Origin of the sequence: Halomonas sp. KHS3, from assembly GCF_000830495.1 — a bacterium.
GTDB lineage: Bacteria > Pseudomonadota > Gammaproteobacteria > Pseudomonadales > Halomonadaceae > Vreelandella > Vreelandella titanicae.
On the sequence record NZ_JWHY01000001.1, the window covers coordinates 201136 to 225940 of the forward strand.

The 24805-nt window shown below is 50.8% G+C and carries 22 protein-coding genes and 1 pseudogene; 4 read left to right on the forward strand and 19 right to left on the reverse strand.

Annotation, left to right across the window (positions count from 1 at the left end; genetic code table 11):
• The first annotated feature begins 7 nt into the window (after positions 1 to 7).
• Entirely contained in the window at positions 8 to 1504 is a 1497-nt protein-coding gene (locus RO22_RS00955; protein ID WP_041157319.1) for a uroporphyrinogen-III C-methyltransferase, read from the forward strand.
• On the forward strand, positions 1501 to 2778 hold the full coding sequence (locus RO22_RS00960) for a heme biosynthesis HemY N-terminal domain-containing protein (RefSeq protein ID WP_041157320.1): 1278 nt from the start codon (positions 1501 to 1503) through the stop codon (positions 2776 to 2778). The genes RO22_RS00955 and RO22_RS00960 overlap by 4 nt, the downstream gene beginning before the upstream one ends.
• A 60-nt stretch (positions 2779 to 2838) precedes the next feature.
• On the opposite strand, the gene mscL is transcribed toward RO22_RS00960, so the two are convergent.
• Both mscL and RO22_RS00970 read right to left on the reverse strand, forming a co-directional pair.
• On the reverse strand, positions 2839 to 3366 hold the full coding sequence (mscL, locus tag RO22_RS00965) for a large-conductance mechanosensitive channel protein MscL (RefSeq protein ID WP_022521214.1): 528 nt from the start codon (positions 3364 to 3366) through the stop codon (positions 2839 to 2841).
• A gap of 150 nt (positions 3367 to 3516) precedes the next feature.
• Positions 3517 to 3960, reverse strand: coding sequence for a universal stress protein (locus RO22_RS00970; RefSeq protein ID WP_041157321.1), 444 nt, complete (start codon positions 3958 to 3960; stop codon positions 3517 to 3519).
• A 209-nt stretch (positions 3961 to 4169) separates the two neighbouring features.
• Between RO22_RS00970 and RO22_RS00975 the strand changes: the two genes are divergently transcribed.
• Positions 4170 to 5072, forward strand: coding sequence for a LysR family transcriptional regulator (locus RO22_RS00975; RefSeq protein ID WP_022521212.1), 903 nt, complete (start codon positions 4170 to 4172; stop codon positions 5070 to 5072).
• An 18-nt stretch (positions 5073 to 5090) separates the two neighbouring features.
• Here the strand turns inward: RO22_RS00975 and RO22_RS00980 are convergent, their stop codons facing one another.
• The 16 genes and pseudogenes from RO22_RS00980 to mdlC form a co-directional block, all read right to left on the reverse strand.
• A complete protein-coding gene (locus tag RO22_RS00980; RefSeq protein ID WP_041157322.1) occupies positions 5091 to 5894 on the reverse strand; it encodes a universal stress protein in 804 nt (267 codons plus the stop codon).
• A gap of 28 nt (positions 5895 to 5922) precedes the next feature.
• Positions 5923 to 7131, reverse strand: a complete 1209-nt coding sequence (locus RO22_RS00985; RefSeq protein WP_041157323.1) for a benzoate/H(+) symporter BenE family transporter — start codon at positions 7129 to 7131, stop codon at positions 5923 to 5925.
• 74 nt (positions 7132 to 7205) lie between these two features.
• Positions 7206 to 7937 (reverse strand): ABC transporter ATP-binding protein, encoded by a 732-nt coding sequence (locus tag RO22_RS00990; RefSeq protein ID WP_022521209.1) that lies wholly within the window; start codon positions 7935 to 7937, stop codon positions 7206 to 7208.
• Positions 7934 to 8701, reverse strand: a complete 768-nt coding sequence (locus RO22_RS00995) for an ABC transporter ATP-binding protein (RefSeq protein WP_041157324.1) — start codon at positions 8699 to 8701, stop codon at positions 7934 to 7936. The genes RO22_RS00990 and RO22_RS00995 overlap by 4 nt, the downstream gene beginning before the upstream one ends.
• Positions 8702 to 8704: 3 nt before the next feature.
• The gene (locus RO22_RS01000; protein ID WP_041157325.1) at positions 8705 to 9763 is read right to left on the reverse strand and encodes a branched-chain amino acid ABC transporter permease; all 1059 of its coding nucleotides are present in this window, start codon (positions 9761 to 9763) and stop codon (positions 8705 to 8707) included.
• A gap of 12 nt (positions 9764 to 9775) precedes the next feature.
• Complete coding sequence (locus RO22_RS01005; RefSeq protein WP_027958003.1) at positions 9776 to 10636, reverse strand: branched-chain amino acid ABC transporter permease; 861 nt, start codon at positions 10634 to 10636, stop codon at positions 9776 to 9778.
• 65 nt (positions 10637 to 10701) lie between these two features.
• A complete protein-coding gene (locus RO22_RS01010) occupies positions 10702 to 11874 on the reverse strand; it encodes an ABC transporter substrate-binding protein (protein WP_041157491.1) in 1173 nt (390 codons plus the stop codon).
• A gap of 89 nt (positions 11875 to 11963) precedes the next feature.
• Positions 11964 to 12191: pseudogene (locus tag RO22_RS23990) on the reverse strand (aromatic-ring-hydroxylating dioxygenase subunit beta); the annotation flags it as partial.
• 47 nt (positions 12192 to 12238) lie between these two features.
• The gene (gene catA, locus RO22_RS01020; protein ID WP_041157327.1) at positions 12239 to 13213 is read right to left on the reverse strand and encodes a catechol 1,2-dioxygenase; all 975 of its coding nucleotides are present in this window, start codon (positions 13211 to 13213) and stop codon (positions 12239 to 12241) included.
• A 576-nt stretch (positions 13214 to 13789) separates the two neighbouring features.
• Positions 13790 to 15253 carry a benzaldehyde dehydrogenase gene (locus RO22_RS01025; protein ID WP_041157328.1) on the reverse strand — a complete coding sequence of 488 codons (1464 nt, stop codon included), beginning with the start codon at positions 15251 to 15253 and terminating at the stop codon, positions 13790 to 13792.
• A 33-nt stretch (positions 15254 to 15286) separates the two neighbouring features.
• Positions 15287 to 16765: a tripartite tricarboxylate transporter permease gene (locus tag RO22_RS01030; RefSeq protein WP_041157329.1), complete on the reverse strand. Its 1479-nt coding sequence runs from the start codon at positions 16763 to 16765 to the stop codon at positions 15287 to 15289.
• Positions 16766 to 16789: 24 nt separating this feature from the next.
• Entirely contained in the window at positions 16790 to 17266 is a 477-nt protein-coding gene (locus tag RO22_RS01035) for a tripartite tricarboxylate transporter TctB family protein (RefSeq protein ID WP_041157330.1), read from the reverse strand.
• 73 nt (positions 17267 to 17339) lie between these two features.
• A complete protein-coding gene (locus RO22_RS01040) occupies positions 17340 to 18299 on the reverse strand; it encodes a tripartite tricarboxylate transporter substrate binding protein (RefSeq protein ID WP_041157331.1) in 960 nt (319 codons plus the stop codon).
• Positions 18300 to 18355: 56 nt separating this feature from the next.
• Positions 18356 to 19507: a mandelate racemase/muconate lactonizing enzyme family protein gene (locus tag RO22_RS01045; RefSeq protein ID WP_041157332.1), complete on the reverse strand. Its 1152-nt coding sequence runs from the start codon at positions 19505 to 19507 to the stop codon at positions 18356 to 18358.
• Between the two features lie 21 nt (positions 19508 to 19528).
• Positions 19529 to 20671 (reverse strand): alpha-hydroxy-acid oxidizing protein, encoded by a 1143-nt coding sequence (locus tag RO22_RS01050; RefSeq protein WP_041157333.1) that lies wholly within the window; start codon positions 20669 to 20671, stop codon positions 19529 to 19531.
• A gap of 2 nt (positions 20672 to 20673) precedes the next feature.
• The gene (gene mdlC, locus RO22_RS01055; protein WP_041157334.1) at positions 20674 to 22284 is read right to left on the reverse strand and encodes a benzoylformate decarboxylase; all 1611 of its coding nucleotides are present in this window, start codon (positions 22282 to 22284) and stop codon (positions 20674 to 20676) included.
• A gap of 100 nt (positions 22285 to 22384) precedes the next feature.
• Here mdlC and RO22_RS01060 point away from each other — a divergent pair, with 100 nt between their 5' ends.
• Positions 22385 to 23284 (forward strand): LysR family transcriptional regulator, encoded by a 900-nt coding sequence (locus RO22_RS01060; RefSeq protein WP_041157335.1) that lies wholly within the window; start codon positions 22385 to 22387, stop codon positions 23282 to 23284.
• A 208-nt stretch (positions 23285 to 23492) separates the two neighbouring features.
• Here RO22_RS01060 and RO22_RS01065 read toward each other — a convergent pair whose 3' ends face one another.
• Positions 23493 to 24737, reverse strand: coding sequence for a benzoate/H(+) symporter BenE family transporter (locus RO22_RS01065; RefSeq protein ID WP_041157336.1), 1245 nt, complete (start codon positions 24735 to 24737; stop codon positions 23493 to 23495).
• Positions 24738 to 24805 lie beyond the last annotated feature (68 nt).

Genomic DNA, 24805 nt, shown 5'->3' on the forward strand with positions numbered 1-24805 from the left:
GCGACACATGAGCAAACAAGTAAACGATCAGGACGATGTACAACCAACGTCCTCCGATGCCTCTCAAGGCGTCCCTAAAACGACCGACAAAGCAGCTTCCACGACCGACGCGACTGAGCCCAGCAAGCCGAACACACCGCCGAGCTCAACAACACCTGCTCAGAGTGGCACTAAAAATAGCCGGTCGCGGCGGCGTGGAAAGAGCTCGTCCACTGCGAGCTCAACCGCTGCTAGCAGCACTACCAGCACGGCTAAATCGGCAGATACCACATCCAGCAGCGCAGCCTCACCTTCCCAGAGTGCCGCTCAACCCAGCCCATCCTCCTCAAGCGGGTCGGCTTCTAGTTCGCCATCGTCAAGCGCCGCTTCGTCCAAGCCGACCAGCAACAAATCATCGTCGGGTACTACGCCGCCCACCGGCCACAAAGGCAGCGGTAACGGCCAAAGCGGTGGGGGCAAAAGCGGAGGCAGTAAAAGCGGCGGCCTCGCGATTGCCCTGGTGATTATCCTGGCGATTGCCTTGGCATTTATCGCTTGGCAGGGCTGGCTGCGCCTGGAGAGCCAGCAGCAACGCCTCGACGAAGTCGCACAGCAGGCTGAGGGGAGCGCATCACAACAAGCGGTTAGTGACCTCGAGTCACGCCTTGATAGCGGCGAAGCCGAGCGCGATGAAGCGCTGCAGAGCACACTGGGTGACCTGCGTGATGAATTTGACAGCTACCGCAGCGACGTCGATGAGACCCTGGGCCAAGTGCTGGATCAACTCTCGCAAGAGCAGGACACCGACGAGCGCGACTGGTTGCATGCCGAAGCCGCCTACCTGCTGCGTTTGGCCAATCAGCGTTTACAGCTGGAAGGCGACGTTGACGGCGCTGCAGCGCTGCTGCGTACCGCCGATGCTCGCCTAGTAGATGCTGACAACCCGGCGTTGACGCCCGTACGCGCAGCGATTGCCAATGAGCTAGCCGCCCTTGACGCCGTGCCCCAGGTTGACCGTACCGGCCTCTACTTAGCGCTCAATGCCCAACAGGAACGCATCTCCTCTCTGCGACTCTCTCAAGAAATTGAGGAGCAAGCGGTAACCTCCAGCATCGAGCAGCCGCCGACCGGCACTTTCCAGCGCCAGCTGGCGCGCTTCGGTGAAGAGCTCAAAGACCTGGTAGTGGTTCGCCATCACGATGAAGCGCTGGAAGCGCTGATTACCCCAGAGCAAGAGTCTTACCTACGTCAAAGCCTGCGCTTAGTGCTGGAGCAGACTCAATTGGCTCTACTCAACGAAGAGAAAGAGCTTTATGACGCGAGTATCGACAAAGCGCTACAGCTGCTGAACGACTACTACGACACCACTCGTGAAGAGACCCAAAGCGTTATTACGCGCCTTCAAGAGCTCAAGGAAGCAGAGGTAAAACCCGAGCTGCCCGATATCAGCGCTTCACAGCAGGAACTCGCACGCTTTATCGACAACCGCTATGAGACGCGTGGCCAAAGCGGAGGTGATTCATGAGAAAGCTTGTTCTCCTCATTGTCGCAGGCCTCGCCGTCGGGGCCCTGTTTGGGCACCTGATGATGTCGGTGCCCGGCTATTGGCTGATCCGCGTGGGCGACTCATCCATCCAGACATCGTTTTGGTTTGGTCTGGTGCTGCTGTTTGCCGCCTTTATCGTCCTACACTTTGTACTGCGATTGCTCAGCGGCATTATTCGCCCTATGGGGCGTTTTCGTAGCTGGAACAGCCGCGCACGTAACCGTCGCGCCATGCAGCGCACCGTGCGTGGCCTGGTAGCACTGACCGAAGGACGCTGGAAAAAAGCCGAAAAAACCCTGGTTAATGCCGCCGATGACTCCAGCACACCGCTGGTCAACTACCTATCCGCAGCGCTGGCGGCCCATTACCAGGGCCACCACGTGAAATCCCAGGAGCACCTGAATCAGGCGCAGCTAACCACCGACGGAGCCGATACGGCCGTTGGCTTGATGCAGGCGCAAATGATGATTGAGCGTCAGCAGCCGGAAGAAGCGCTGGCGATTCTTAATCGCCTGGATAAGAAGCTCTCCAACCACCCGCAGGTGCTCAAGCTACTCAAACAGGTGCATTTAAGCGTCAACGATTGGGAAGGCTTACGGCGTTTGATTCCACGCTTGGCGGCGCAGAAGCTCATTACCCAGCAAGAGCGTGAGCAGTTGGAGTTTAAAGCCTACCGCGAGCTGATCGTGTTTGAAGCGCAAAACCCCACCAACATTGAGCGGGTGCGTGGCCTTTGGGCTGATATGCCCGACTACCTGCGCGGCAACACCGAGCTGATCGTGCTGTACAGCGAAGCGCTGATTCAAGCCAACGAAGAGCCCATTGCCGAGCGCTTGCTCAACCACTCGCTGGATCACCACTGGGACGCACGCTTGGTAAAACGCTACGGCCTGCTGAATGTGAACACCGGTCGCCAACTAGTTAAAGCCGAGAAGTGGCTGCAGGAGCGCCCCAACGACCCCGAGCTGCTGCTCGCCTGCGGTCGCCTCTCGCTGCGCACCGGCCAGTGGCAAAAGGCGTTGGAGTACTTTGAAGCCAGCCAGCGGCAGCGCCCCAATGGCGAAGTTTGCGCTGAACTTGCACGTCTCTATGCAAGCCTTGGCGAGCATAATAAGAGCCAGCTCTACTATCGCCACAGCGTCGAAATGCTGGCCAAATCGCTGCCATCGCTGCCGCAACCCAGCGATGCTAACGACAGCAAAAAGCCCGGCAGTAAGCAAAAAGACAGCAAAACCATTAAGAAAAGCGCCTAGGGTTGCTGCTGGTATAACGTGAAAGGGCGCCACTTCAGCAGTGGCGCCCTTTTTAGTGGCTCAAGGTTTGGCGGGTGGCATTTGCGGTGGCGCAGAGGTAACTTCAACCGGCGTTTCAGCCTCCGCTGGCTGATCCAGCATTGCTGTGCAGTGGCCACAGCGCGTGGCTTTGATCGGCACCACCATCAAACAGTAAGGGCACGGCTGCTCCGTAGGGTTCGCAGGCGCTACCGCCTCTTCGCGCTTTAATCGGTTAATGGTGCGTACCAATAAGAAGACCACGAAGGCGACAATCATAAAGCTGACCACCGCATTGATAAAAAGCCCGAGGTTTAGCGTTACCGCCCCTGCCGCCTGGGCATCCGCCAGCGTCGCATAAGGGCCGCCCACCGCCCCTTGGCGTAACACTACAAACAGATTGGAAAAATCCACACCGCCCACCAACAAGCCAATCAGCGGGTTCATCACATCCGCCACCAGGCTCTGCACAATCAGCGTAAACGCCCCACCGATAATGATCCCCACCGCCATATCGACGACATTGCCTTTTACCGCAAACTCTCGGAATTCCTGGAAGAATTTTGCCATGTTCAAACGTCCTAACGTCTCGTTTTAGCCAATACCCTAGGTTATAGCGTCTTGCTAAAAGCATGGGCTAGGGTGTGTTAGACGGCAAGTAAATTTATTCAGGTTGAAAACCATTTCGGGAGAGGTGCGGGCAGATATCGACGTTGCTTTTTATTGACTCACCGTAATCACAGGACACTTGGCTGAATGGCCCACTTTGTGCGATATGCTGCCAATCACCACCCCCGCCAAGTCGCTTAACCCTCGGCTTCCCATCACAATGGTATCGATATTATTGGCGTTGGCAGCCTCTATAATGGCGCGGGCTGGGTCACCTTGCGTCAGCAACTCTTCAATGTGCTTAGCGCCCTCTGCCTGCGCGGAACTCACCGCCTGGGCCAGTAGCTGTTCACCCACCTTCTCGCGTTCAGCAAGCGTAGTGCCTGCATCAATAGCACCAGTGCCCCACACCAGTGTGGTCGTATAGGCAAGCGTTTCAGGTACATGTAATAAGTAGAGCGTTGAGCCTTCTCTATCCAGCAGCTTACAAGCCACCTTCAAAGCTTGTTTAGCGCTCTCAGAGCCGTCGACAGGAACTAAAATCCGCGCATACATGACTGGTTTATCCCTCTTTTATTCTGCCGCTCATTACTAAAGTCGTAGTCGATATTTCGCTTTTAAACGTTTAAATGCTGGTAGCGTTGTAGCGCTTGGTTAAGCTGGTTTAAACGTTGTCTGAATTCGTGAAGAGCATCGCCAGCTTGGTAGCAACCGAATGGCAAAGCCAATATTGTTTAAGTAGCCGCTCATACCTTGGAGGTATCATGGAACTACGCCACCTGAGATACTTCTGCGTTGTCGCTGAAGAGCTTAACTTTACCTGTGCGGCTGAACGATTGCATATGTCTCAACCGCCTCTTTCCCGCCAAATCAAACAATTAGAACAAGAGGTGGGGGCTGAACTGTTTGAACGAAGCTCTAGAGGCTTGCGTCTAACGCCTTCAGGTGTGTTTTTTCAGCAGCACGCTCTGCAGATATTAGAGAAAGTAGAAGTCACCATCGACGCCACTAGACACATGGCGCGTAGCAAGCGTGCGCTGTTCGGCATTGGCTTTGTACCGTCCGTTTTTTACGGGCAGCTCCCAATGCTCGTGCGTGATTTGCGCCGCATGGATAATGTTGAGCTCTCCCTGGCAGAGCTTACGACGGTACAACAAATTCAGGCGCTCAAAGCGGGTCGCATAGACATGGGTTTCGGGCGTTTACGTATTGATGATCCCGACGTAGAGCAGGAAATTCTCTTCGATGAACCATTGATTGCCGCCCTTTCGAGCGGTCATCCACTAGAGGGCACTACCCCTTCCTGCGAGGAGCTTGCCCGCTATCCACTCATTCTCTTTCCCGCTAAGCCACGCCCTAGCCTAGCAGATATGGTGCTGGGTATTTTCCGCCGCCAAGGCTTGAAGGTAGAGGTGGTACAGGAAGCAAACGAGGTTCAGACGGCGCTCAGCCTTGTCGCCTCAGGTATTGGCATTACGCTGGTTCCTGAACAGGTTAAGCGCGTTCGACGGGATGGCATTTGCTATGTGCCATTGGCCGATAAGTCAATTACATCACCCGTTATCTGCAGCCGTCGGCGGGGCGAAAAACCCTACCCGCTAATGCAGGAAGCCAATGCTATTTTAGAAGTACTCGTTGAAAATCGCCGCTCTGGGCGCTACCCATAGTTGCAGCAAGCCAGTGACTCAAGGTCGCAGAACAACCACAGGGCAAGAAGCTTCATGCAGCACCTCATGGCTGACACTGCCTGCCACCACCTGCGAAAGGCCACTGCGGCCATGGGTTGTCATTGCGAGCATTATATTATGGCTATCAGCCAGGTAACTGACGATAGAGTCCGCGGGGTTGCCATGAAGCACCTCCCAGTCAACTTCTAATGCTTGCTCATTCTCGACACGGCGCGCCAGCGCGTTTAGATAGGCTGACTCCATCACATCAGTATGGCCTAACGCTGTTGATTTTCTGGCGACGGAGGTATCCATCACTTGCAGCAGTTGCAAACGAGCCCCCAAACGCTTCGATAAAGCTGCTACATGGGGCAAAATTTGCTCGGATAGCTTAGACCCATCGACACAAACGGCTAACACATCGACCTGCTGGTGAGCACGACTATCATAACGTGGGCCACACAAATAAACCGGGCGGTGGGCTCGGCGCACAACTCCCGCCGTTACGCTACCTATTAGCATTTCTGACACGGGCCGCCGACCGTGCGCCATCATGCATAGACCGCTACTTTCTTGGCTGGCAAGATCACCGAGATACTCCTTGGCACTGTCATGTGCAACCACATCGAGTGCTACCGCCTCCAGATGATGAGCCGCAATTCGCGCCTGTAACGTAGAGCGCCGCGCTGCTATATCGCCCTGCATCGGCACCACTGAGATAACGTTTACATCCGCTCCCAATTGCGCCGCAAATATCTGGCCAAATGCCAAAGCACGTAAGGAGTCTTCACTATCATCCATCGCCACAAAGATCTTTTGCATGATTACACTCCGGCTACCACTACAGTAGCTACTGTTGTTTTTGAGTTTTCTGGTCAAGCGAGCGAAAGCGTCGATGCAGTAGGTTGTAGGCAAGTGCCCCAACGATTACCCCCCAAAAGGCAGAACCCAGTCCTAAAAAACTGATTCCCGACGCTGTGGCAATGAACGTAATGACGGAGGCTTCCAGGTGGTTCTTTTCGGCAGCAAACGCACTAATGTTGCTGGAAATAGCACCAATCAACGCTAGGCCCGCAAGTACCGCCACAAACTCCCCCGGCAACGAGGTGAATAGAGACACAATAGTGCCCGCAAAGATGCCACCAATCAGGTAGAAAGCCCCGTTCGCTACCCCCGCTACATAGCGCTTGCCAGGATCTTCGTGAGCTTCCTTACTGGTACAGATTGCCGCGGTAATCGCTGCGATCACCGTGGTAATACCCCCAAAAAAGGCAGTAAAAAAAGAAGTTAAACTCGCCACGGTTACAATTGGCTTGGCCGCCGTGTTATATCCGGAACTTCGCATGATCGCCATGCCCGGCAGAAACTGACCGGTGAGACTGACGAGTACCAGCGGGATGGCAAGGCTCAAGGTAGCGTTCCAGGTCCACTCTGGGCGGATAAACTGTGGTTCGGCAAGCTGGACTGAAACGCCTTCTAAACTTGCGCCTTCTAAAAAGACAGCCAACATGACGCCAACCACTAATAGCAGCACCAGACTGTAGCGGGGAGTTAACCGCTTAAAGACGAGATAAGCGATAATCATACCAATCGCCAGTGCTGGCACGCTCTCCAATGAGACGAAGACGCCCACACCAAACTGAAAGAGAATGCCCGCCATCATCGCGCTAGCAATGCCTGGTGGAATCATCTGAATAATTCGGTCAAAGGAGCCCGTAACACCGATCACAAAAATGATCACCGCTGCAGTCAAATAGGCCCCCACCGCTTCATTGAGTGACAGCCCTGGGAACAGGGTCACTAATAGTGCCGTGCCAGGCGCTGACCAAGCGGTCACTACCGGCACCTTCAGCCATAGACTTAACAAAATACCCGAGACTGCTGCACCGATAGAAATGGCCCAGACCCACGATGTCATCATCGCATTCGATATTTCGGCACTTTGGGCCGCCTGGAAAAAGATGGCGAGAGGACCGGAATAAGAGACCAGCACTGCCACAAATCCAGCTGCGATCGCCGGAATCGACAGGTCTTTTTGCAATTGCTTGTGAAATTGCATGCAACACACTTCCCCGTGTCAGTATTTAACGAGTAGCCAACGGCTCCGGCAAGCGTCTGCTTGCCGGAGCCGTTTCAAGCAACGCCGAGGTGGGTTTCAAGAATTGAAGGGTTATCTTTTAGCCCCTGAGAATCACCGCTATAAACCACTTCCCCCTTGACGAGTAGCAGGTGTTTTTCTGCTATCTTCAGAAGGTTATCGATATTTTTATCGACGATAATGGTAGAAATGCCGGTCGCTTTGATCTCACCTATAATCTTCCAAATCTCATCGCGAATCAGCGGTGCAAGACCTTCGGTCGCTTCATCAAGGATCATCAGATCGGGGTTGGTCGTCAGCGCGCGTCCAATAGAAAGCATCTGCTGTTCGCCGCCTGAGAGAAAGGAGCCATCATGATTGATACGTTGGCCCAACCGCGGGAACGTATCCAGAACGCGCTCTAGTGTCCACGGAGACTCCCCCCGCTCATTAGGACGTGCAGCCATAATCAAATGCTCACGCACACTGACGCCTGGAAAAATACCGCGCCCCTCCGGCACGTAGCCGATCCCTTGGCGAATCAGTTGCCAGGGGCGCCGCTTGGTAGCCGAGACACCCTTAATAAACACCTCGCCGCGCCGCGGTGGGACAAACCCCAGTATCGACTTCAGCGTAGTTGTCTTGCCCATACCGTTGCGGCCCAGCAGACTCAGCGTCTCACCAGGCATCAGGGTCAAATCCACCCCATGCAAAATATGGCTCTCACCGTAGTAAGTGTGTAGCCCTCGGGCATCTATTAATGGCGTATTGGTTTGCTCTGCGCTCATGCGGTTGCCCCCTCTTCATGACGCCCCAGGTAGACATCGCGTACCTTTTCGCTGGTGCGTATCTGCTCTGTCGGGCCACTCTCCAACACACAGCCATCGACCATTACGGTAATGCGATCAGCCAAGCGGAAGACCGAATCCATATCGTGCTCAATCAACACCAGCGTGTAGTGATCCGTTAGGCTGGCGAGCAGTTCGGTGACTTGAGCGGTCTCTTCACGCCCCATTCCCGCCATTGGCTCATCAAGTAGCATCAGCGATGGTGCCGTCGCCAATACCATCGCGATCTGCAGCTGGCGCTGTTCGCCATAGCTCATATCTGATGCGGTCGTATAAGCACGGTGGTTCAATTGGCAGGTATTCAGTACCTCCTGAGCGCGCTCGCTTACCTGCCGCGCGGTTTGGCGCGAACGCCAGCTGCCAAACACACCACCCATGTGAATACGAGCCGCCAGTTCGCAGTTCTGCAGGCAGCTGAGGCGTGGAAATATGTTCGTCTTCTGGTGACTGCGGCCAATGCCCAGGCGGGCGATCTGGCGCGCGCTTTTACCCTGGATCGGCCGACCGCGATAGAGCACCTGGCCTTCAGAAGGAGGGATCTCACCAGAGAGCAGATTGATTAGCGTACTTTTACCCGCGCCATTAGGGCCCAAAATAGCGTGGATTTCATTAGATTTAACGTCAAAATCAACGTCGTTGACTGCCACTAAACCACCAAATCGGCGAGTCAACCCATGCGTGGCTAAGATGACTTCATCGCGCATAGCTTAGCCCTCCTTATTGTGGGTAATGGGTTGAACGGAGGGAGACGCTTTGGGATTTTCGACGGTGTCAGTCGTCGTTTGACGCTTGCGGTTCCAGGGTGGTGCGATAATCAAGCCCGCAATCCCGCGAGGAAGCACCAGTACGGCAACGATAATGGTCAGCCCCATGAGTATCGGCCAGTGAGTAGTGGTATGCTCGTAGATATAGAGCAGAATCTCATAAGCGAAGGCGCCTAAAATTGGGCCAAAGATGGTGCCCATGCCGCCTAAAATAAGCATCATTAGCACTTCGCCAGAGGTATGCCAGCCAAGCTGAGCCGGATTAGCAAAGCCGTACTGCATCGCCGCTAACATGCCAGCAATCGCTGCCATAACCCCAGCGATAACAAAGGCAACCAGTTTATAGCCGCTGGTGGCATAGCCTAAGGCCTGCATTCGGTGCTCGTTGTCATGAATACCGTCGAGCACTTGACCAAAGTAGGAGCGAGTGAGCCAGCGTAGAAAGAAGTAGCCGAGAAGCAGCATCCCTAAACAGAAGTAAAAGAAGCTGTAAGGGTTATCAAGATCTACCAGCGTACGCTCCCCTAACGCCAAGCTCGGTCGAAACATAATAAAAACACCATCGGTTCCCCCCGCGAACTGAGACGTACTGATGAAGTAGTAAAGCATCTGGCCAAATGCCAGGGTTGTCATGATGAAGAAGATACCTTTAGTGCGGATCACTAAAATGCCTATAACTAATCCCACACAAGCAGAGACGCCCATGACAAGAGGCAGCATCCACCACATTGACGCCGGACTAAAGTCAGGGCTGGCTAACGCCAGGGTGTAAGCGCCTAAACCGAAGAAGAGCGCATGACCCAGGCTGACTAAGCCCACGATGCCAACTAACAGATCCAGGCTCATGGCAAACAGTGCCAGGATTAACATCAGTGTTAGTTTCTCTAACATGAAGTTGGCCTGATTACCGAATACGGCTTCTCCCCACAGAGGAAAAGCAGCCACCAACGCCGTTAATACCAGCATGATGAACGCAACGCGTTTAGGATATCTATGCAACATTTCTTACTCTCCTCACGCGAAAAGACCGCGCGGTTTCACCAGCAATACCGCTGCCATAATCAGGTAGATCACCATGCTGGCAAGGCTAGGGATGAGCACTGCCCCAAAGGTGGTGGCCATGCCAATAATAATGGCCCCCCAAAAGGCCCCCTTAATGGAACCAATACCGCCGATGACGACAACCACAAAGCAAGTGATGAGAATGCTATCGCCCATTCCTGGCGCGATAGAGGTGAGCGGTGCGGCGATCATCCCTGCAAAGGCAGTGAGCGCAACACCTACGCTGAAGATGAGCGTAAAGAGGGTACGCACATTGATTCCCAACCCTTCAACCATGTCACGATTAACCGCGCCAGCCCGAATGATGATCCCCAGCCGCGTATGGCGCATCACCCAATAGATCACTCCAGCCAATGCTAGGCAGACGCCCATCACAAAGAGGCGGTAGACTGAGTACTGCAGGTTGTCGGTCAGTTGAATACTGGCATCAAACGGCGCGGGCACCGCAACACGATGCACATCCCCTCCCCAAATAATCCGCTGCGCCTCGTTGAGCACTAAAATCAGTCCGAAGGTTAGCAATACTTGATATAGGTGATCGCGCTTGTAGAGCGTATCCAGAAACAGCCGCTCAATGATGAGCCCCAGTGCAATAGCAATAGGAATAGCCGCCAGAATCGCCAGCCAAAAATTGCCCAAGCGCAGGGTCAGGTCGTAAGCTAAATAGGCGCCAATCATATACATAGCGCCGTGGGCCAGGTTGATGATTCCCATAATGCCGAAAATCAACGTCAAACCGCTGGCAATCAAAAAAAGCAGCAGACCGTACTGCAGACCGTTAAGTAGCTGTACGCTGAAAAATGCGAGATCCATAAGATCCCTCCGAGAATCAGAGTGAGGGGCAGGTCATACCCACCCCAGAGTGCATACAGATGTTGTTACATCTGGCAGGCTTCATCGGGTACTTCTAGATTCTCATGAGCGATACGAACGACTTCGTGCTTGCCGTCGCGGATCTCGCGCAGATAAACATTTTGAATGGGGTGGTGGGAGTCGGAGAAGCTCAAGGGTCCACGCGGACTCGCCAACTGAACGTTGGCCAATACATCAATCAAGCGCTCCTGATTTGAGGTATCGCCACCCAGTACTGAGAGAGCTTGAACCAACATCATGCCCGTGTCGTAACCCTGTACCGCGTAAGTATCGGGCAGCTCACCGTAGGCATTTTCGTAGGCCGAAACGAAGGATTGATTCGCGTCGTTTTCGAGGGTTTCGGCGTAGTGCAGCGTAGTCATCACACCTTCTCCGGCATCGCCCAGTGCCGCTAAATTACCCTCGGTAAGGAAGCCTGACCCCAGCAACGGGATGCTCTCTTTAAGACCTGCCGAGGCATAATCCCGAACAAAGCTGACACCGCCACCGCCCGCAAAGAAGGTATAAACAGCGTCAGGCTCAAGGCTAGCAATTTGCGTCAAGTAACTCTGAAACTCAGTACTGGGAAACGGAACTAAAATCTGCTCGACAATCTCACCGCCCTCAGCGGTAAAAGCCTCCTCGAAACCTGCCAGATCCTCTTTACCACCGGCATAATCCCAGGTGATCGTCACAATTTTGCGATGCCCTTGATCGTAGGCCACTTTGCCCATGGGATAGCTGTCTTGCCACATACTGAATGAAGTGCGGAAGACATTCGGCATGCACAGCTCATTAGTAGCGGCACCCAGCCCCGCGTTGGGAATAATTGTAATCGCGCCTGTCTGCTTAGCCACTCGCAGCATGCCCATGGCAACACCGGAGTGTACGGGCCCAATGACGAAGTCAACATCGTCTCCGTTAACTAGACGGCTCATGTTCTGAGGTGCTTTGGAGGGGTCAGCCTCTGAATCAAGCTCAACGTATTCCACATCACGACCGCCTAACTGACCGCCCTCTTGCTCAATGGCAAGTTTCAGGCCGTTAGTAATGGCTTCTCCAAGTGCCGTATAGGTACCTGAGTAAGGGAGCATCAAACCTAGTTTCACCGGATCTTCATTGGCGATGGCACTGCCTGCTGACAGCATAGCAGTAGCGCTTAGGAGCATGGCAAGAGAGGTCTTTTTAAATGTTTTCATTATATTTTCACCAGGGTTGAGTTGTTGTTGGGTGGTTATTAGCAAGGTGGATACCGCAATAAGTGACATCCCTGTCTTATCTCTATCGATTACACGTGGTAAACATCGATGACTTGATGGATATAGTCGTTGTTCAACTGCACGACTTTTCTTGTGATCAGCGGGCTCTCTCCCGATACGTCCAGGGTGTAGAAGCACGTGCCGAAGAAGCTGTCGGTCTTCTTGTAGCGATGGTTGAGCGTGTGCCAGTTGAACCGCAGGTTTACCGTGTCCCCCTCTTGCGACAGGATTTCCAGGTTGCTTACTTGGTGGGTGGTGCGCGGCTCGGGCGGGCCAAGGGGAGGGCCCGCTCAAGGTAGAAGGGTTAAACCTTGGCAGTACCGGCGAGCTGGCTGGCAAGATCCTGCTCGTCTTCCTTGGCGCGGGGACGGGCGTGACGCACTTGCAGCTCGGGGGCTTCGGTTTTAGCCAGTTCGACGTTAAACACTACGTGGGAGAACGGGCCCTCCAGGTCACGCTTGGCGATCTCGGCCGGGTCTTCGATCCGTTCAGCGGGCACCACCAGCTCTTCCCGTGTCGCGAAGGCGAAGTCGTCAAAGGTGTAGGGGTCGCCCGCCAGGTTGATCTGGGTGGTCAGGTGCTGATGGCCCGGTGCGGAGACGAAGTAGTGGATATGCGCCGGGCGTTCGCCGTGACGGCCCAGGGACTTGAGCACCACATCGGTGGGGGCGCCTTCGGGCACGCCGTAGCCGGAGGGAATGATGCTGCGCGCGGTGTAGCGGCCTTCGCTGTCCGCATAGATCGTGCGGCGCATGTTGTACTCATCCTGGGAGGGATCAAAGAACGAGTAGCCGCCCTTGGAGTTGCAGTGCCAGATTTCAACCTTGGCGCCGGGGATCGGGGTACCGTCGACATCGCGCACCTGACCGGTCAGCCACATCACCTCGGCATCGGGATCACTGCCGTCGTCCATGCGGGCGAAGCCTTCCGCTTCCGGGGCACCGGCCACGTAGAGCGGGCCTTCGATGGTACGCGGAGTGCCGCCGGTGCGCTTGGCTTCGGCATCAATGGCGTCCTGGCGCATATCGAGGAAGTGGTCAAAGCCGAGACCGGGCGAGAGCAAGCCGAACTGGGTCTGACCGCCCAGGGCATTGAGCAGGTTAACGCCCGCCCAATACTCTTCCTCGGTGACATCGAAATCATCGATCAGCTTGAATAGGTCGCCGACCAGGCGGTGAACAATCTGCTTGGCGCGGTCGTTGCCACCCGCTTGGTCGAAGCCGGCGACGGTTTTGATGAAGTCTTGAACATCGGGAGTGTCGAATATTTTTACGGTCATGGTGAAACCCTATCGTTGGTTTTATTATCGTTGTCTTGGTGCCCGGCGATAGCGTCAGTATGTTCAAGGTAAGATTGGTGTGCGTCTATCTAGGGCCTAAAGACGACGGTTGTTGTTGTGTTCGCCACTAATATGGGCTAGATCGCGGTTACCCGACCAATATCGTTTGAGTTCCTTTCCATACTTCATAGGTATCTCGGAGGGGCACAATTTTGAATATTTGTGTCCTAAGTGGAACCGCCACAAAATAGCTAACCTTTTATTTTAAAAGTGATATTGTTAAAAACTAATGAAAATTCTGATAATAATAGCCAGCGAGGCTCATCATTAATTAATCCTTTAAACCGATATAGCGGTTTTCGCGAGGCATAACGTTCATCTGCTCCGCTCCATAAGGAGTAACCATTAATTTCAACTTGCGACAAAAGGATAAAGGGACTGTGAAACGCAAGGTAAGACAACAAAAGACCCGCACCGGCAAAGCAGACGCGGGCCAAGGAGGAAGCATATTCAAAAAAATAAGCCCTCTAACCTCCTGATCTAGCATTGTGGCCATTTTTGAAAAGCAGCGCGTGCCTAGAAAGGATAGGAGATAGGAGTATCCATCACACTAACCCATTGGGATTGGGTAAATTCTTCTAGATTGGCAGGGCCGCCAAATCGTCCTGAGTTCCCTGAATCTCCGAAGCCGCCGAAAGGAACATGGAACTCATTATTAACGGTTTGATCATTAATATGGATCATGCCTGCAGGCACTCTGTCTGCAAGTTTCATGGCTCTGCCTATGGAACGAGAATGAATGGCAGCGGCTAGACCGTAAGGTGAAGCTGCTATCATCTCAACCAGTTCATCTTCACTAGAGAAAGTGATCACCGGCGCCACTGGGCCAAATAACTCCTGCTGGCAAGCAGGCATATCGATACGAACATTACTTAGCACGGTAGGCCGATAAAACTGATCATGGCTATGACCACCAGTGATTAGCTTAGCGCCTGCGTCTACGGATTCAGCGATGATCTTATTAATTTTTGCAAGCTGGCTAGCGTTAATTAACGGTCCAATATCTGAAGCTCCAAGGTATGGGTCTGCTACCCTAAGACGTTCTGCACGCTCGGCTAAACGGCTGATATACTCCTCTGCAACGCTCTCATGGACAAAGTGCCTACCAGCCTGCATACAGATTTGGCCCTGATGAAGATAGGCGCCCCAAGCGCCATGGGATGATGCTGCCTCGATATCTGCATCATCAAGCACGATAAATGCATTATTTCCCCCAAGCTCCAAGGCAGACTTTTTGAGCAACTCTCCACACGTTCTGCCTATCCTTTTCCCTACATTTGTCGAACCAGTAAAGGAAATCATGGCAGTCAATGGATGCTCTACTAACGCTTCTCCAGCCATAGCACCACCAGGAATGACTTGCAGAACGCCAATAGGCAGTCCGGCCTCTTCAAAAAGCCTAGCGATCAACAGGCCTCCCGTTACCGCACTCTGAGGATCCGGCTTTAAGACAACGCTATTGCCCACTGCTAGCGCAGGCGCCACCGAACGCATGGCCAGCAGCAGTGGAAAATTCCATGGTGTGATAACACCGACAACACCTAATGGGACACGTCGACATGTATTGCGTCGCCCAGGGATCGTTGAGGGTAAAGTTACACCATCAGGCTGCATCGTCATGGCAGCCGCCATATTCAATTGCTCGTGGGTAGCATAAAGTTCAGCTTCGGCTTTAGGTGCAATCGAGCCACACTCTCGAATATTCCACTCTATAAATGTATCTTTGTGCTGGAGAATCAACTCAGCTGCTCGGCGTAAAATCTTGCCTCGTCGATCGAACGATAAGTTAGCCCAATGGGATTGCTGCTTCTTTGCTTCCGTAACGGCTGAACGAATGTCATCACCACTACCTAGCGCAATCTTAGCTAAAACGTTGCCTGTTGCTGGTTCAACAACGTCGCTGGCGCCTCCTGTGGATTCACGCCAATCATTTAGGTAGATCTTGTTGCTGAACGTTTCTGCGCAAAAGAACTTATTCATTGTAGTTTTTCCTTCTATTGTTTGAGCGATCAATTAGATTTTTGCTTTTCGAACTTGACCAATTTCAGACCAAACTGCCCATACCGCTGTGATAATAGAGATAACGATAAAAAATAGTGGTATTGGTCGCGTCAGCAGAGGTAAATAGCTACTGCCATATACAACTAATCCGCTGCGTAGATTCTCTTCTGCCATTGGAGTTAAAATAAAGGCAATGATAAATGGGCCAAGTGGAACTTTTGCTCGCACTAAAATGTATCCTAAACAGGCAAAGCCACACATCGCTATCACATCAAAAAAACGGCCGGATACTGAGTAAGCGCCAATAAAACAGAAAATAATGATGGGCGGTAATAGCCAAGCTTTATCAACATACATCATCCGAGAAATTAATGGAGTGGCAAACCACATAACCACCAACATGATGAGATTGGCTGAAAGCACGCCTGCAATGATGGTGTACGCTACCCCCGGGTTTTGAACAAACAAGAGAGGGCCCGGATTCAGATTATGCATTACCATCGCACCTAGTAGAATAGCGGTCACAACTGAACCAGGTATTCCTAAGGTAATCAGTGGCACCAGGGATCCTACGGTTCCGGCATTGTTAGCGGACTCAGCGGCGACGATACCTTCGCTGCAACCACTCCCGAACTTTGAGGAATTCTTTGAAAATCCTTTAGCTACGGAATAGGAAGCAATTGAGGCCGTCGTTCCCCCAATACCCGGAAGAATACCGATCCAAGTGCCAATAATGGAAGATCTAGCAAAATTCCACAGGTTTTCTTTAAAGTCTTTGGCGCTAAAGGTTACTTTTTTAGAACTACTTGCCTTCTGGATAATATTTTCACTTTTCTTACCACTATCGATCATTACTTGACCCAGAACTAAAAGGCCCAACATAACGGGTAACAAATTAAAGCCATTGTCTAACTCTGCAATGTTAAATGTTAGCCTTAACGACCCTGAAATAGGATCAATACCGGGTAGCGCAAACAAAGCACCAAGCGCCGCTGCAAGAAGTCCATTCATGAAACTCCCTTTAGAAATAGCAGCAATGAGAGTAAGGGCCACCACGGTCATGGAAAAAATTTCATAGGGGCCGAACCGAACCGCTAAGGTCGAAAGCAGTGGCGATAACGTCGTTAATACTAGCCATGCGAACATACCGCCTATAAAAGAAGCGATAACACCAAGCCCCAGAGCACGTGCCGGCTCTCCTCTTTGCGCCATGGGAAAACCATCTAACGTCGTCATAATAGCCGACTCAGTCCCAGGCATTCGCATCAAAGTGGCACTGATTAAGCCACCTGTTGTTGAGCCAATGTACATCGCAACCAGTAGTATAAGAGCATCTGTTGCCTGCATGTAATAGGTCATAGGCAGTGCCAACGCAATCACCATCGCACCGGATAAGCCTGGTATTGAGCCTATTAATATTCCCACCACAGTCCCGAGCAGCACCCACATCGTGCCCGATAGTGAAAAGACTTCAAGATATGCGCCAATCATAATTATCGCCTATTAAAAATAATATTAAAAATTGAAGTACAAGACATCGGTTACGACGTAATCCAACATGAGTGAGAAAGCCATTAAAGCCACACACTGAATAGCAAATCTTCTCAAAACATTAGGTCTTTTAAGAAAAGACATTGCTAATAGCATGAACAGAAAAGCACTGATCCAAAATCTCACATTAAAAAAACAAACCAAGACTACAAAGGCGATAAAAATAAGCAACATGCAGAAAGATTTTAAAAAGCTCAGCTGACCTTCCTCATCATCTTTTTCAACTCTTAACAATGTATTCTTGTCAAAAAAAAGCCGGAATACTTTTAAGGCGACTAGAAAGATAGTAATGGAGGCTATACTACTTGGGAAGGCGGCGGCTCCCATAGGCTCGTACGTAGGCTCCGGAAGTCCACTTGCACTGATAAAAATCAACACACCTATCATCAACGATAGAATCAAAAAACTAATTTCATATCTGAGCCTGAATATAGTTATCATTGGGCTCTCCAGGGAGTTGTGTCATAAAGTGAAAGCAGGAGCAGACCTCCTTTCACTTTTTAATTATTACTAGTTAATTGGATAAACTACCTTTTACAGTGTCGGCTACTTCAACGAATGAAGCGTACTCCTTATCGACAAGGTCACGTAGCTCTTCTCCTCTGACGATTTTCAATACTTCACCGGATTCTGTTAGATATTTATGCACTTCTTCGCTTTTAGCTGCTGCTTCGATGGTATCCGCCAATACGTCAATATGTTCTTGTGGGGTGCCAGCAGGTGCCCAGTAACGCCGATTTAAACAAGCCGTTACGTCATAACCCTGTTCTTTTGCCGTTGGCAAGTCAGGCGCGAAGTCATAACGCTCATCCCCTAATACCGCCAGGGGCCGTATTTTTCCCGCTGCCCGCTCTAACCATAAGGGAGAAAGTAATGCCATCTGTGTAAAGCCACCTTGCAATGAGGTAAACCTCGCTGACGTTGCGCCGACTGGAACAATCGGCCACTGAACACCTGCTTCGTTCATCAGTTGCACGGAAGGAAAATGGGTGGCTCCGCCAATATCATCCGCCTGACGGAAGTCCCCAGGATTCTCGTTAATATCACTGATCATTGCATCTAGATTGGTGTAGGGAGAATCCTCTTTAACAGCAACAAACATACATGCTTCGCTGACTTGTATGATGGGTTCAAAATCTTTTGGTGTGTAATTGACACGCTCAATAGCGGACGCAGCGAACATTTCTTGGTGTATCTGCAAAATGGTGTAGCCGTCAGGGGCTGAGGCGAGCAACTGCCGCGTCCCTACAGCGCCACCCGCCCCTGGGGCATTGGCCACCACAATGGGCTCCGGGAGTAGACTGTTGTTATTAACAGACAGCTGAATGGCACGAGCCAAACCATCGGTTCCCCCCCCCGCGCCGAAAGGGACAATCAGTCTGATAGGCTGGGTTGGATAACTCTCCGTTGCGAGACCTGTAGAGGCGGTTGTCATCACCATTATTGTTAAGAGAACAGTCGTAAGAGTCTTCATAATGATTTTCCTATTGTTATTAAATATTCATTCAGCATTGAGCTAGCGCTTAGTTGTTACTTACCCATTCCTCGAGAAGTTGGCATCTTGGCAAGTTCTTTTAATGCATCTTGGTTTAATGTAAAACCTAGACCTGGATCATGGGGGGCGTGCAGGAAGCCGCTCTCCGGTTTTGGTAAACCATTGAAAATTTGCTCCAGGCATTTGACGGCGAAGATGTGGTACTCAACCATGCCACCGTTTCTTACACCTGCATGTAGATGGAGATTATGGAAGGGCCACGCACCCCCATTGTCTATGCCGATGTTAAACGCTTCTGCCATACCCGCAATTTTAGCGCACTGTGTATAGCCCCCACTAATGGCTACATTGGGCTGCAGAATATCCAGGGAGTCGTTGAGCAGCAGTTGCTTGAATTTTGATGACTGTCCTTCATTCTGACCGCCTGCTAATGGAATGCGAGTCCGAGAGCGCAACTGGTTTAGCTGCTGAGGATCATTACCTATTAAAGGCTCTTCAAAGAAAGAGATATTGTATTCTTCAACCCGTTCAGCCAGCCAAGCGGCATGGTAAGGATCAAGGTTACAGTTGGCATCAAGGAAAATTTCAGCCTCATCGCCTATTGCCTCCCTGAGGGTTTGGACTCGGCCGATATCGTTACGAACAGCTTCTAATACCGGTCTTGGCTCGTCGCGGCGTTTAAGTGCATTGTGACCCACAACCATTTTAAACTTGTTAAACCCTTCTGCCTGCCAAGTTTGTGCGACCTCCGCCAACTGATCGTTGTCAAAGAAGTCGAAACCGATGGTCGCGTAGGTGATGACTTTGTCGCGGGCGCCTCCTAATAGCTTCCAGATTGGTTGGCGTAGCGCCTGACCCTTGATATCCCATAGCGCAATGTCCACAGCTGCTATCGCGTGGCAGGCATAACCTGATTGGCCGCGTGGCGTCAGCAACCAATATAATTTATTCCAGACTCTATCTGTACAAAGGGGATCGTCACCGTTTATTGCGGGTGCAATAATATTGTTGATGGTAAACGCGATGACTTCTTCTTCCGTAATAGCCGTCATACCCACGCCAACCAGACCATCATCCGTGGTTACCTCCACCACGCAAATACCGAGTGTGGCTTTTTTAGTTTTTCCACAGGAGGAAAACTCTGCCGGTACATTAACGGCTGTTGCTTTGACATCTACAATTTTCATTAACTAAATACTCCTACTGTTTTATTGTTGAGAGGCGTGTTCAACTAAACCTTTGGTTAGCTGATTCACTGTGGAGCAACCCAGTTGCTTCATGCATCCTTCAAACTCTTCCTTGAGGATAGTCAGCGCTTTAAAAGCTCCCTCCTCGCCTGCCGTAGCGAGCCCGTAAAGAACAGCACGGCCAATTAATACTGAGGACGCCCCCAACGCTTTAGCTTTGGCAATATCTCGCCCACGGCGAATCCCTCCATCCACTAAAATACGTCCTTCTAGGGTTTGCGAGCTTATTTTTGCAAGTGCATCTACAGGGCTCATCGTTGTATCTAGCTGCCGTCCACCATGATTTGAAAGAACGACACCATCAATGCCATATTGTTGACATTTATCAACATCTTCCTGGTGCAATATGCCCTTTAAAATAATTTGGCCGGGCCATAAATCACGGAGCATCGCTAAATCATCCCAGGTAAAGCCAGCATCCATAGATCGACGAAGTAAAGCAGCCCGTGCCTCGGGAGAAAGTTCCTCATTGGCTAAGTTGCCAAGTTTAGGAGTACCATGCTTTAAGTAATCCATCGTCCAAGCTGGATGGGTGAGACCATCGAAAATCGTTTTTAGGTTGTAGCGCATGGGTAAACCAAAACCATTCTTTAAGTCCCTTTCGCGCTTACCGTTAAATACGACGTCTGTCGTAATAATTAGCTTGCTGTAATCCAAGCTTTTTGCACGTTTAACCAAACTGGTTGCTAGCGTCTTCTCGATTACATAGAGCTGGAACCAGCGCTCTCCTTCGGCTTGCGCGGCGACAGCTTCAAGCGAGTCATTTGAGGCAGTTGACAGCACAAAGGGAACACCCGCACGAGCGGCAGCACGAGCCAACGCTATATCACCGTTTGGCCAAAATAGTGAATTCAGGCCTGTAGGGGCGACTACACCTGGAAACGACGCCGGACTACCGAGAATTTCCGTTGTTGGATCAACCGCTGTAAGGTCGACTAAGCGGCGTGGCCTGAATTTCCACCGATCATAGCTGATATTATTTTCAGTTAAATCGCGCTCATCTTCTGCCCCACCCTCAAGATAATCAAAGACGATCTTAGGAAGTCGTGCCCGAGCCGCCCTGCGCATGCCTTTTATGTTATAAATTTTGTTTAAGCGCGACATCCTTACACTCTCTCAATCGTAGCTTCGATGAGTACAGGCACATTACTAACGATAGCGTTATCGAAAGCTTGGGAAAATTCTGCGCGAGTAGAAACCCTATGCGCTGCAATACCGTAACCTTCAGATAGCTGCATAAAATCAACCCCGTCTATTTCGATACCCGGTACATTTTGAATCTTGAATTGTTGGCTAAACCACTTTAAAGCACCGTAGCCGCCGTTATTAATAATGATGAAAATGACAGGAATCTGATAACGTGCCGCTGTCCATAATGACGATATGCTGTAGTGAGCAGAACCATCACCTATAAAAGCAACGACGGGGCGCGTCGGATCAGCCAGCTTTACACCTAGTGCGGCTGGCATAGCAAATCCAAGCCCGCCGGCAGCGGCGAAGTAGTAGCTACCTGGCTCCTCCATGCCTACTCTTTCCCATAACGTGGCGATCGTGGAGGTAGCTTCATTTAAATAGACTGTATTGCGCGGTGCGATTGCATCAACAATGTCGAATATAGCGCTGGACTCAAGTTGGCTGTGATCAACCTCAGCACGCTGGATAGGCTTGCGAAAATTAGGGCAATCGCCTGCACGATCCGTTATACGCTCTGTCAGACAAGTTAGAACGGCATCCACATTAGCGACCATGGCATCACCGACGGGAGCCCTAGCAGCCTCTTGGGCATCCCCAGTCACTAAGAACAATTGCGAATTTTCCGGCAAAAGGGTACCCGGATCATTCTGGTGATAACGAAAGACCGGCCCGCCAAGCACTAAAATCAGGTCATGCCCATGCAGTTTTTCTGCAAGGCTTGCCTCACCGGCAGGAAGTATACCTGCGAAGCAGTGATGATTAGTCGGGAACGGGCATCGGGGGGCCGACGGCGCTATCCAAACAGGGGCATGCAATTTATCGGCGAGTAGTGCCGCTTTGCGGTTACATCGCAACGCATCGACTTCGGGTCCCAGCACCAGCACTGGATTTGAAGCTTTTGCAAGTGCCGCTAGTAATGGCCGGAGTTCATCCAGAGAGGGCGCACCAAAATGGACAACTTTTCGCGTTGCTAAGTGTAACGCATCATGAGCAATCGGCTGATCCCAGTCATCATAGGGAATAGAAACATAGACAGGTCCCTTTGCAGGGGACATAGCTAGGTGAAGCGCACGGCTGATGGCATGGGGCACCTCTTGGGCACTAAGCGGTTCGTAACTATCCTTCACCAATGGCATTGGTAACATGACGGCACTTGAATTTTTTAGCAATGGGTCAGAATACACCATCGTCCGCGCCTGCTGACCGGCGGTCACCACTAGCGGGGCATGTGAATTCACTGAGTTGCTTAAAGCACCCATAGCATTTCCAGTACCTGCCGCGGCATGCAGGTTAACGAAACCTGGCAGCCCGGTAGCCTGAGCGTACCCTTCAGCCATACCTATTGCGACGCCTTCATGCAGACAAAGTATGTAATCAAAGTTTTCTGGAAAGTCCTTAAGAAAATTGAGCTCATTGGACCCAGGATTACCAAATATCTTGCTAACTCCATGCTCTCTAAGTATCTGATATACAGAATCTTTTACGGTTTTATATGAATTTTTTTCCACTAGATTTAATCTCATTTATTTTATTTAATTTCAACATATCACCGACTATAAATTTGAACAAATAAATACTTTTTGCTACTTTATATAGATACCATCTATATAGCAGGAAGGCATGATGAGCCCCAAAGTAGACTTAAATCTTATTAAGATTTTTTTGGCAATATATGAAACTGGAAGTGTAAGTGGAGCCGCCCAAAGGATTCATCTAACACAACCATCAGTTAGCTATTCGCTATCCCGACTTCGTTCTCTATTAAATGATCCCTTGTTTCATCGGACACGCGATGGAATGCAGCCCACCTTTTCAGCAGATAAACTTTACGAAACATTTCGCACTTCTTTAATGAATATTGAACTCGCAATTGCATCGACGAGTGAATTCAATCCATTATTGTCTCGACGAACATTTAGAATTGCGCTATCAGACTTAGGCGAAGTCTTCCTACTACCTATATTAATGAAAAAATTTCGTGCATTAGCACCTAATATTTCCATTGAAGTGGTCTCTATGGAAGTAAACCAAGTTGAGGATTGGCTATTTAAAGGTCGTATTGATGCAGCCGTTGGAAACCTAACTTTTCTTAAAGGCAAAGTGGATTATTTATCTATTTTTGAAGAATTCTACACATGTCTTGTCTGCGCACAACACCCACGGATCGGCAAGCAACTTACGCTGGATCAGTTTCTTAACGAACACCATGTAAGTGTATCACGAACAACAGGACATTCACTTGTTGAAGATATACTAAAGAAATTGGAAATTTCTCGCCATGTATCCCTTACGATTCCACACTTTTCAGTCTTACCTAGCATTATACCCGACAGTGAAGTAATTGCTTGCCTACCTAGCAGGGTCGCTGGAATGTTCGCCAAAAATGGAAACACTAAGGTTATGGAAATCCCCTTAGATCTTCCAAAGTTTGAAGTTGGCGTTTATTGGGCAAACCAACTTGAAGATACCGTAGCCCAACAATGGCTCACCCAAACTATTCATCAAGAACTTACAAATATATAATACTTTTCAATATAGAGCAAGCCAATGTAAATTAACATCAACTCTTTTAGACACACTGAATATTTTTAATTTATTGGTCAACTCTCTAGCCTTACAAACCTATTCCTTATTTTTTAGACTTATGCAATCAGTAAAAAAGACCCGCACTGAGTAGACAGATACGAGCCAAGGAGGATAACGGTTAACGTGCTATAGATAGAAAAGAGCTTCAGCCACTTTTACTGACCATCTCGCGATTAAAGATAAATTCGAAGTCCTTAGTTTCAAAGATTGCCGAGACAACAACACCCAGAACTAACGCCCAGAACGTGGCGCCAATACCGAGAATCTGAATTCCCGACGCGGCAATTAGAAAGGCAAACAGTGCACCTATTTCATGCTTTTTGCCTGAAAAGGCGATAGCCATTGAAGAGGTAATTACTCGCATGAGTGCCAGACCGGCGATAATGGCGATAAAGTAGCGCGGCGTAGCCTCCAGTAGACTGACCACATAGCCGTAGAAAGGCGCGGCGACCACAAAGATAGCTCCGGCAATCACCGCCGCTACCCAACGTTTGTCATGAGCCCCTGCTTCCGGTGAGGCGCAGACACCGGTCATGGGGGCGGCAATACAGGTACTGTGCAGATTGAAAAAAGCCGACACCATGGTGCCTAAACCGCCCACCGCAGTGATCGCATTAGCGGGCACTTCTTTGTAGCCCATTCCCTTCACTAGGCCGACGCCCGCTGGCGTTTCCATACCCACCAAAATGATCGCAAGTGGTAAACCGTAGGTTAGGAAGGCACCCAACGTGAACTCGGGAACGATGAACTCGGGAAAACGGATCGTCGCCTCGATACCAGACAGGTCAACGCCGGTTGCCATCAAGTACACAATGCCCGCCAGCATCGCCACAACCAGAGGCGGAACCTTACGTAAGAGGCGAGCAGAGAGGAAAAAAGCCAGGATCATGATAGAGGCTGGCACGATAGCGCTCTCCAACGGCTTAACCATGTTGAGGCCAAAGCTAAGTAGCATACCGCCCACCATGCCCATCACTATTGGCATCGGTATCAAACGCATAACGATACCCATCACCCCGGTCACACCAGCGACTAGCGTAATAACCCCCGCAATCAAGCTAGCGCCTAATGCAGCTTCTAAGCCGATTACAGGGATGACCGCTGCAAACATCAATGCACCGGGGATGGAGTTAGCCATTGGCAACGGCAAGCGGTAATAGGCCGGCATGAAGAGTCCAAATAGGCCGTTGATCATCAAGTAGCTGATCACCCAAATCATGATGAAGGAGGAGTCCAGGCCGGCAGAGGTGCCGGCGCTAATGTGAACGACCCCAACACTGAGCCCTAAAATTCCCGCCACTAGCCCAGTACTGGCGTTGTCGACATTGAGGTCGCGCATAAAATCGCGGGGCGCGTGCCTTAGACTGACGCCTTTCTCAATATGTTTCACGGTTTTCTCCAGGGGGTATTATTGTGCTTAGAGTTGTAACTTAATGTTTTAATTTTAATTATCAGTAT

Coding starts and splice junctions, on each gene's coding strand:
- RO22_RS00980 (WP_041157322.1), bottom strand. CDS start 5,894: ATGCAAAAGATCTTTGTGGCGATGGATGATAGTGAAGACTCCTTACGT.
- RO22_RS00990 (WP_022521209.1), bottom strand. CDS start 7,937: ATGAGCGCAGAGCAAACCAATACGCCATTAATAGATGCCCGAGGGCTA.
- RO22_RS01045 (WP_041157332.1), bottom strand. CDS start 19,507: ATGAAAATTGTAGATGTCAAAGCAACAGCCGTTAATGTACCGGCAGAG.
- RO22_RS00985 (WP_041157323.1), bottom strand. CDS start 7,131: ATGCAATTTCACAAGCAATTGCAAAAAGACCTGTCGATTCCGGCGATC.
- RO22_RS01005 (WP_027958003.1), bottom strand. CDS start 10,636: ATGGATCTCGCATTTTTCAGCGTACAGCTACTTAACGGTCTGCAGTAC.
- RO22_RS00970 (WP_041157321.1), bottom strand. CDS start 3,960: ATGTATGCGCGGATTTTAGTTCCTGTCGACGGCTCTGAGAGCGCTAAA.
- RO22_RS00975 (WP_022521212.1), top strand. CDS start 4,170: ATGGAACTACGCCACCTGAGATACTTCTGCGTTGTCGCTGAAGAGCTT.
- RO22_RS00955 (WP_041157319.1), top strand. CDS start 8: ATGAGCAAACAAGTAAACGATCAGGACGATGTACAACCAACGTCCTCC.
- RO22_RS01030 (WP_041157329.1), bottom strand. CDS start 16,765: ATGATTGGCGCATATCTTGAAGTCTTTTCACTATCGGGCACGATGTGG.
- mdlC (WP_041157334.1), bottom strand. CDS start 22,284: ATGAGATTAAATCTAGTGGAAAAAAATTCATATAAAACCGTAAAAGAT.
- mscL (WP_022521214.1), bottom strand. CDS start 3,366: ATGGCAAAATTCTTCCAGGAATTCCGAGAGTTTGCGGTAAAAGGCAAT.
- RO22_RS01035 (WP_041157330.1), bottom strand. CDS start 17,266: ATGATAACTATATTCAGGCTCAGATATGAAATTAGTTTTTTGATTCTA.
- RO22_RS01050 (WP_041157333.1), bottom strand. CDS start 20,671: ATGTCGCGCTTAAACAAAATTTATAACATAAAAGGCATGCGCAGGGCG.
- RO22_RS01060 (WP_041157335.1), top strand. CDS start 22,385: ATGAGCCCCAAAGTAGACTTAAATCTTATTAAGATTTTTTTGGCAATA.
- RO22_RS01040 (WP_041157331.1), bottom strand. CDS start 18,299: ATGAAGACTCTTACGACTGTTCTCTTAACAATAATGGTGATGACAACC.
- RO22_RS01025 (WP_041157328.1), bottom strand. CDS start 15,253: ATGAATAAGTTCTTTTGCGCAGAAACGTTCAGCAACAAGATCTACCTA.
- RO22_RS00960 (WP_041157320.1), top strand. CDS start 1,501: ATGAGAAAGCTTGTTCTCCTCATTGTCGCAGGCCTCGCCGTCGGGGCC.
- RO22_RS00995 (WP_041157324.1), bottom strand. CDS start 8,701: ATGCGCGATGAAGTCATCTTAGCCACGCATGGGTTGACTCGCCGATTT.
- RO22_RS01000 (WP_041157325.1), bottom strand. CDS start 9,763: ATGTTGCATAGATATCCTAAACGCGTTGCGTTCATCATGCTGGTATTA.
- catA (WP_041157327.1), bottom strand. CDS start 13,213: ATGACCGTAAAAATATTCGACACTCCCGATGTTCAAGACTTCATCAAA.
- RO22_RS01010 (WP_041157491.1), bottom strand. CDS start 11,874: ATGAAAACATTTAAAAAGACCTCTCTTGCCATGCTCCTAAGCGCTACT.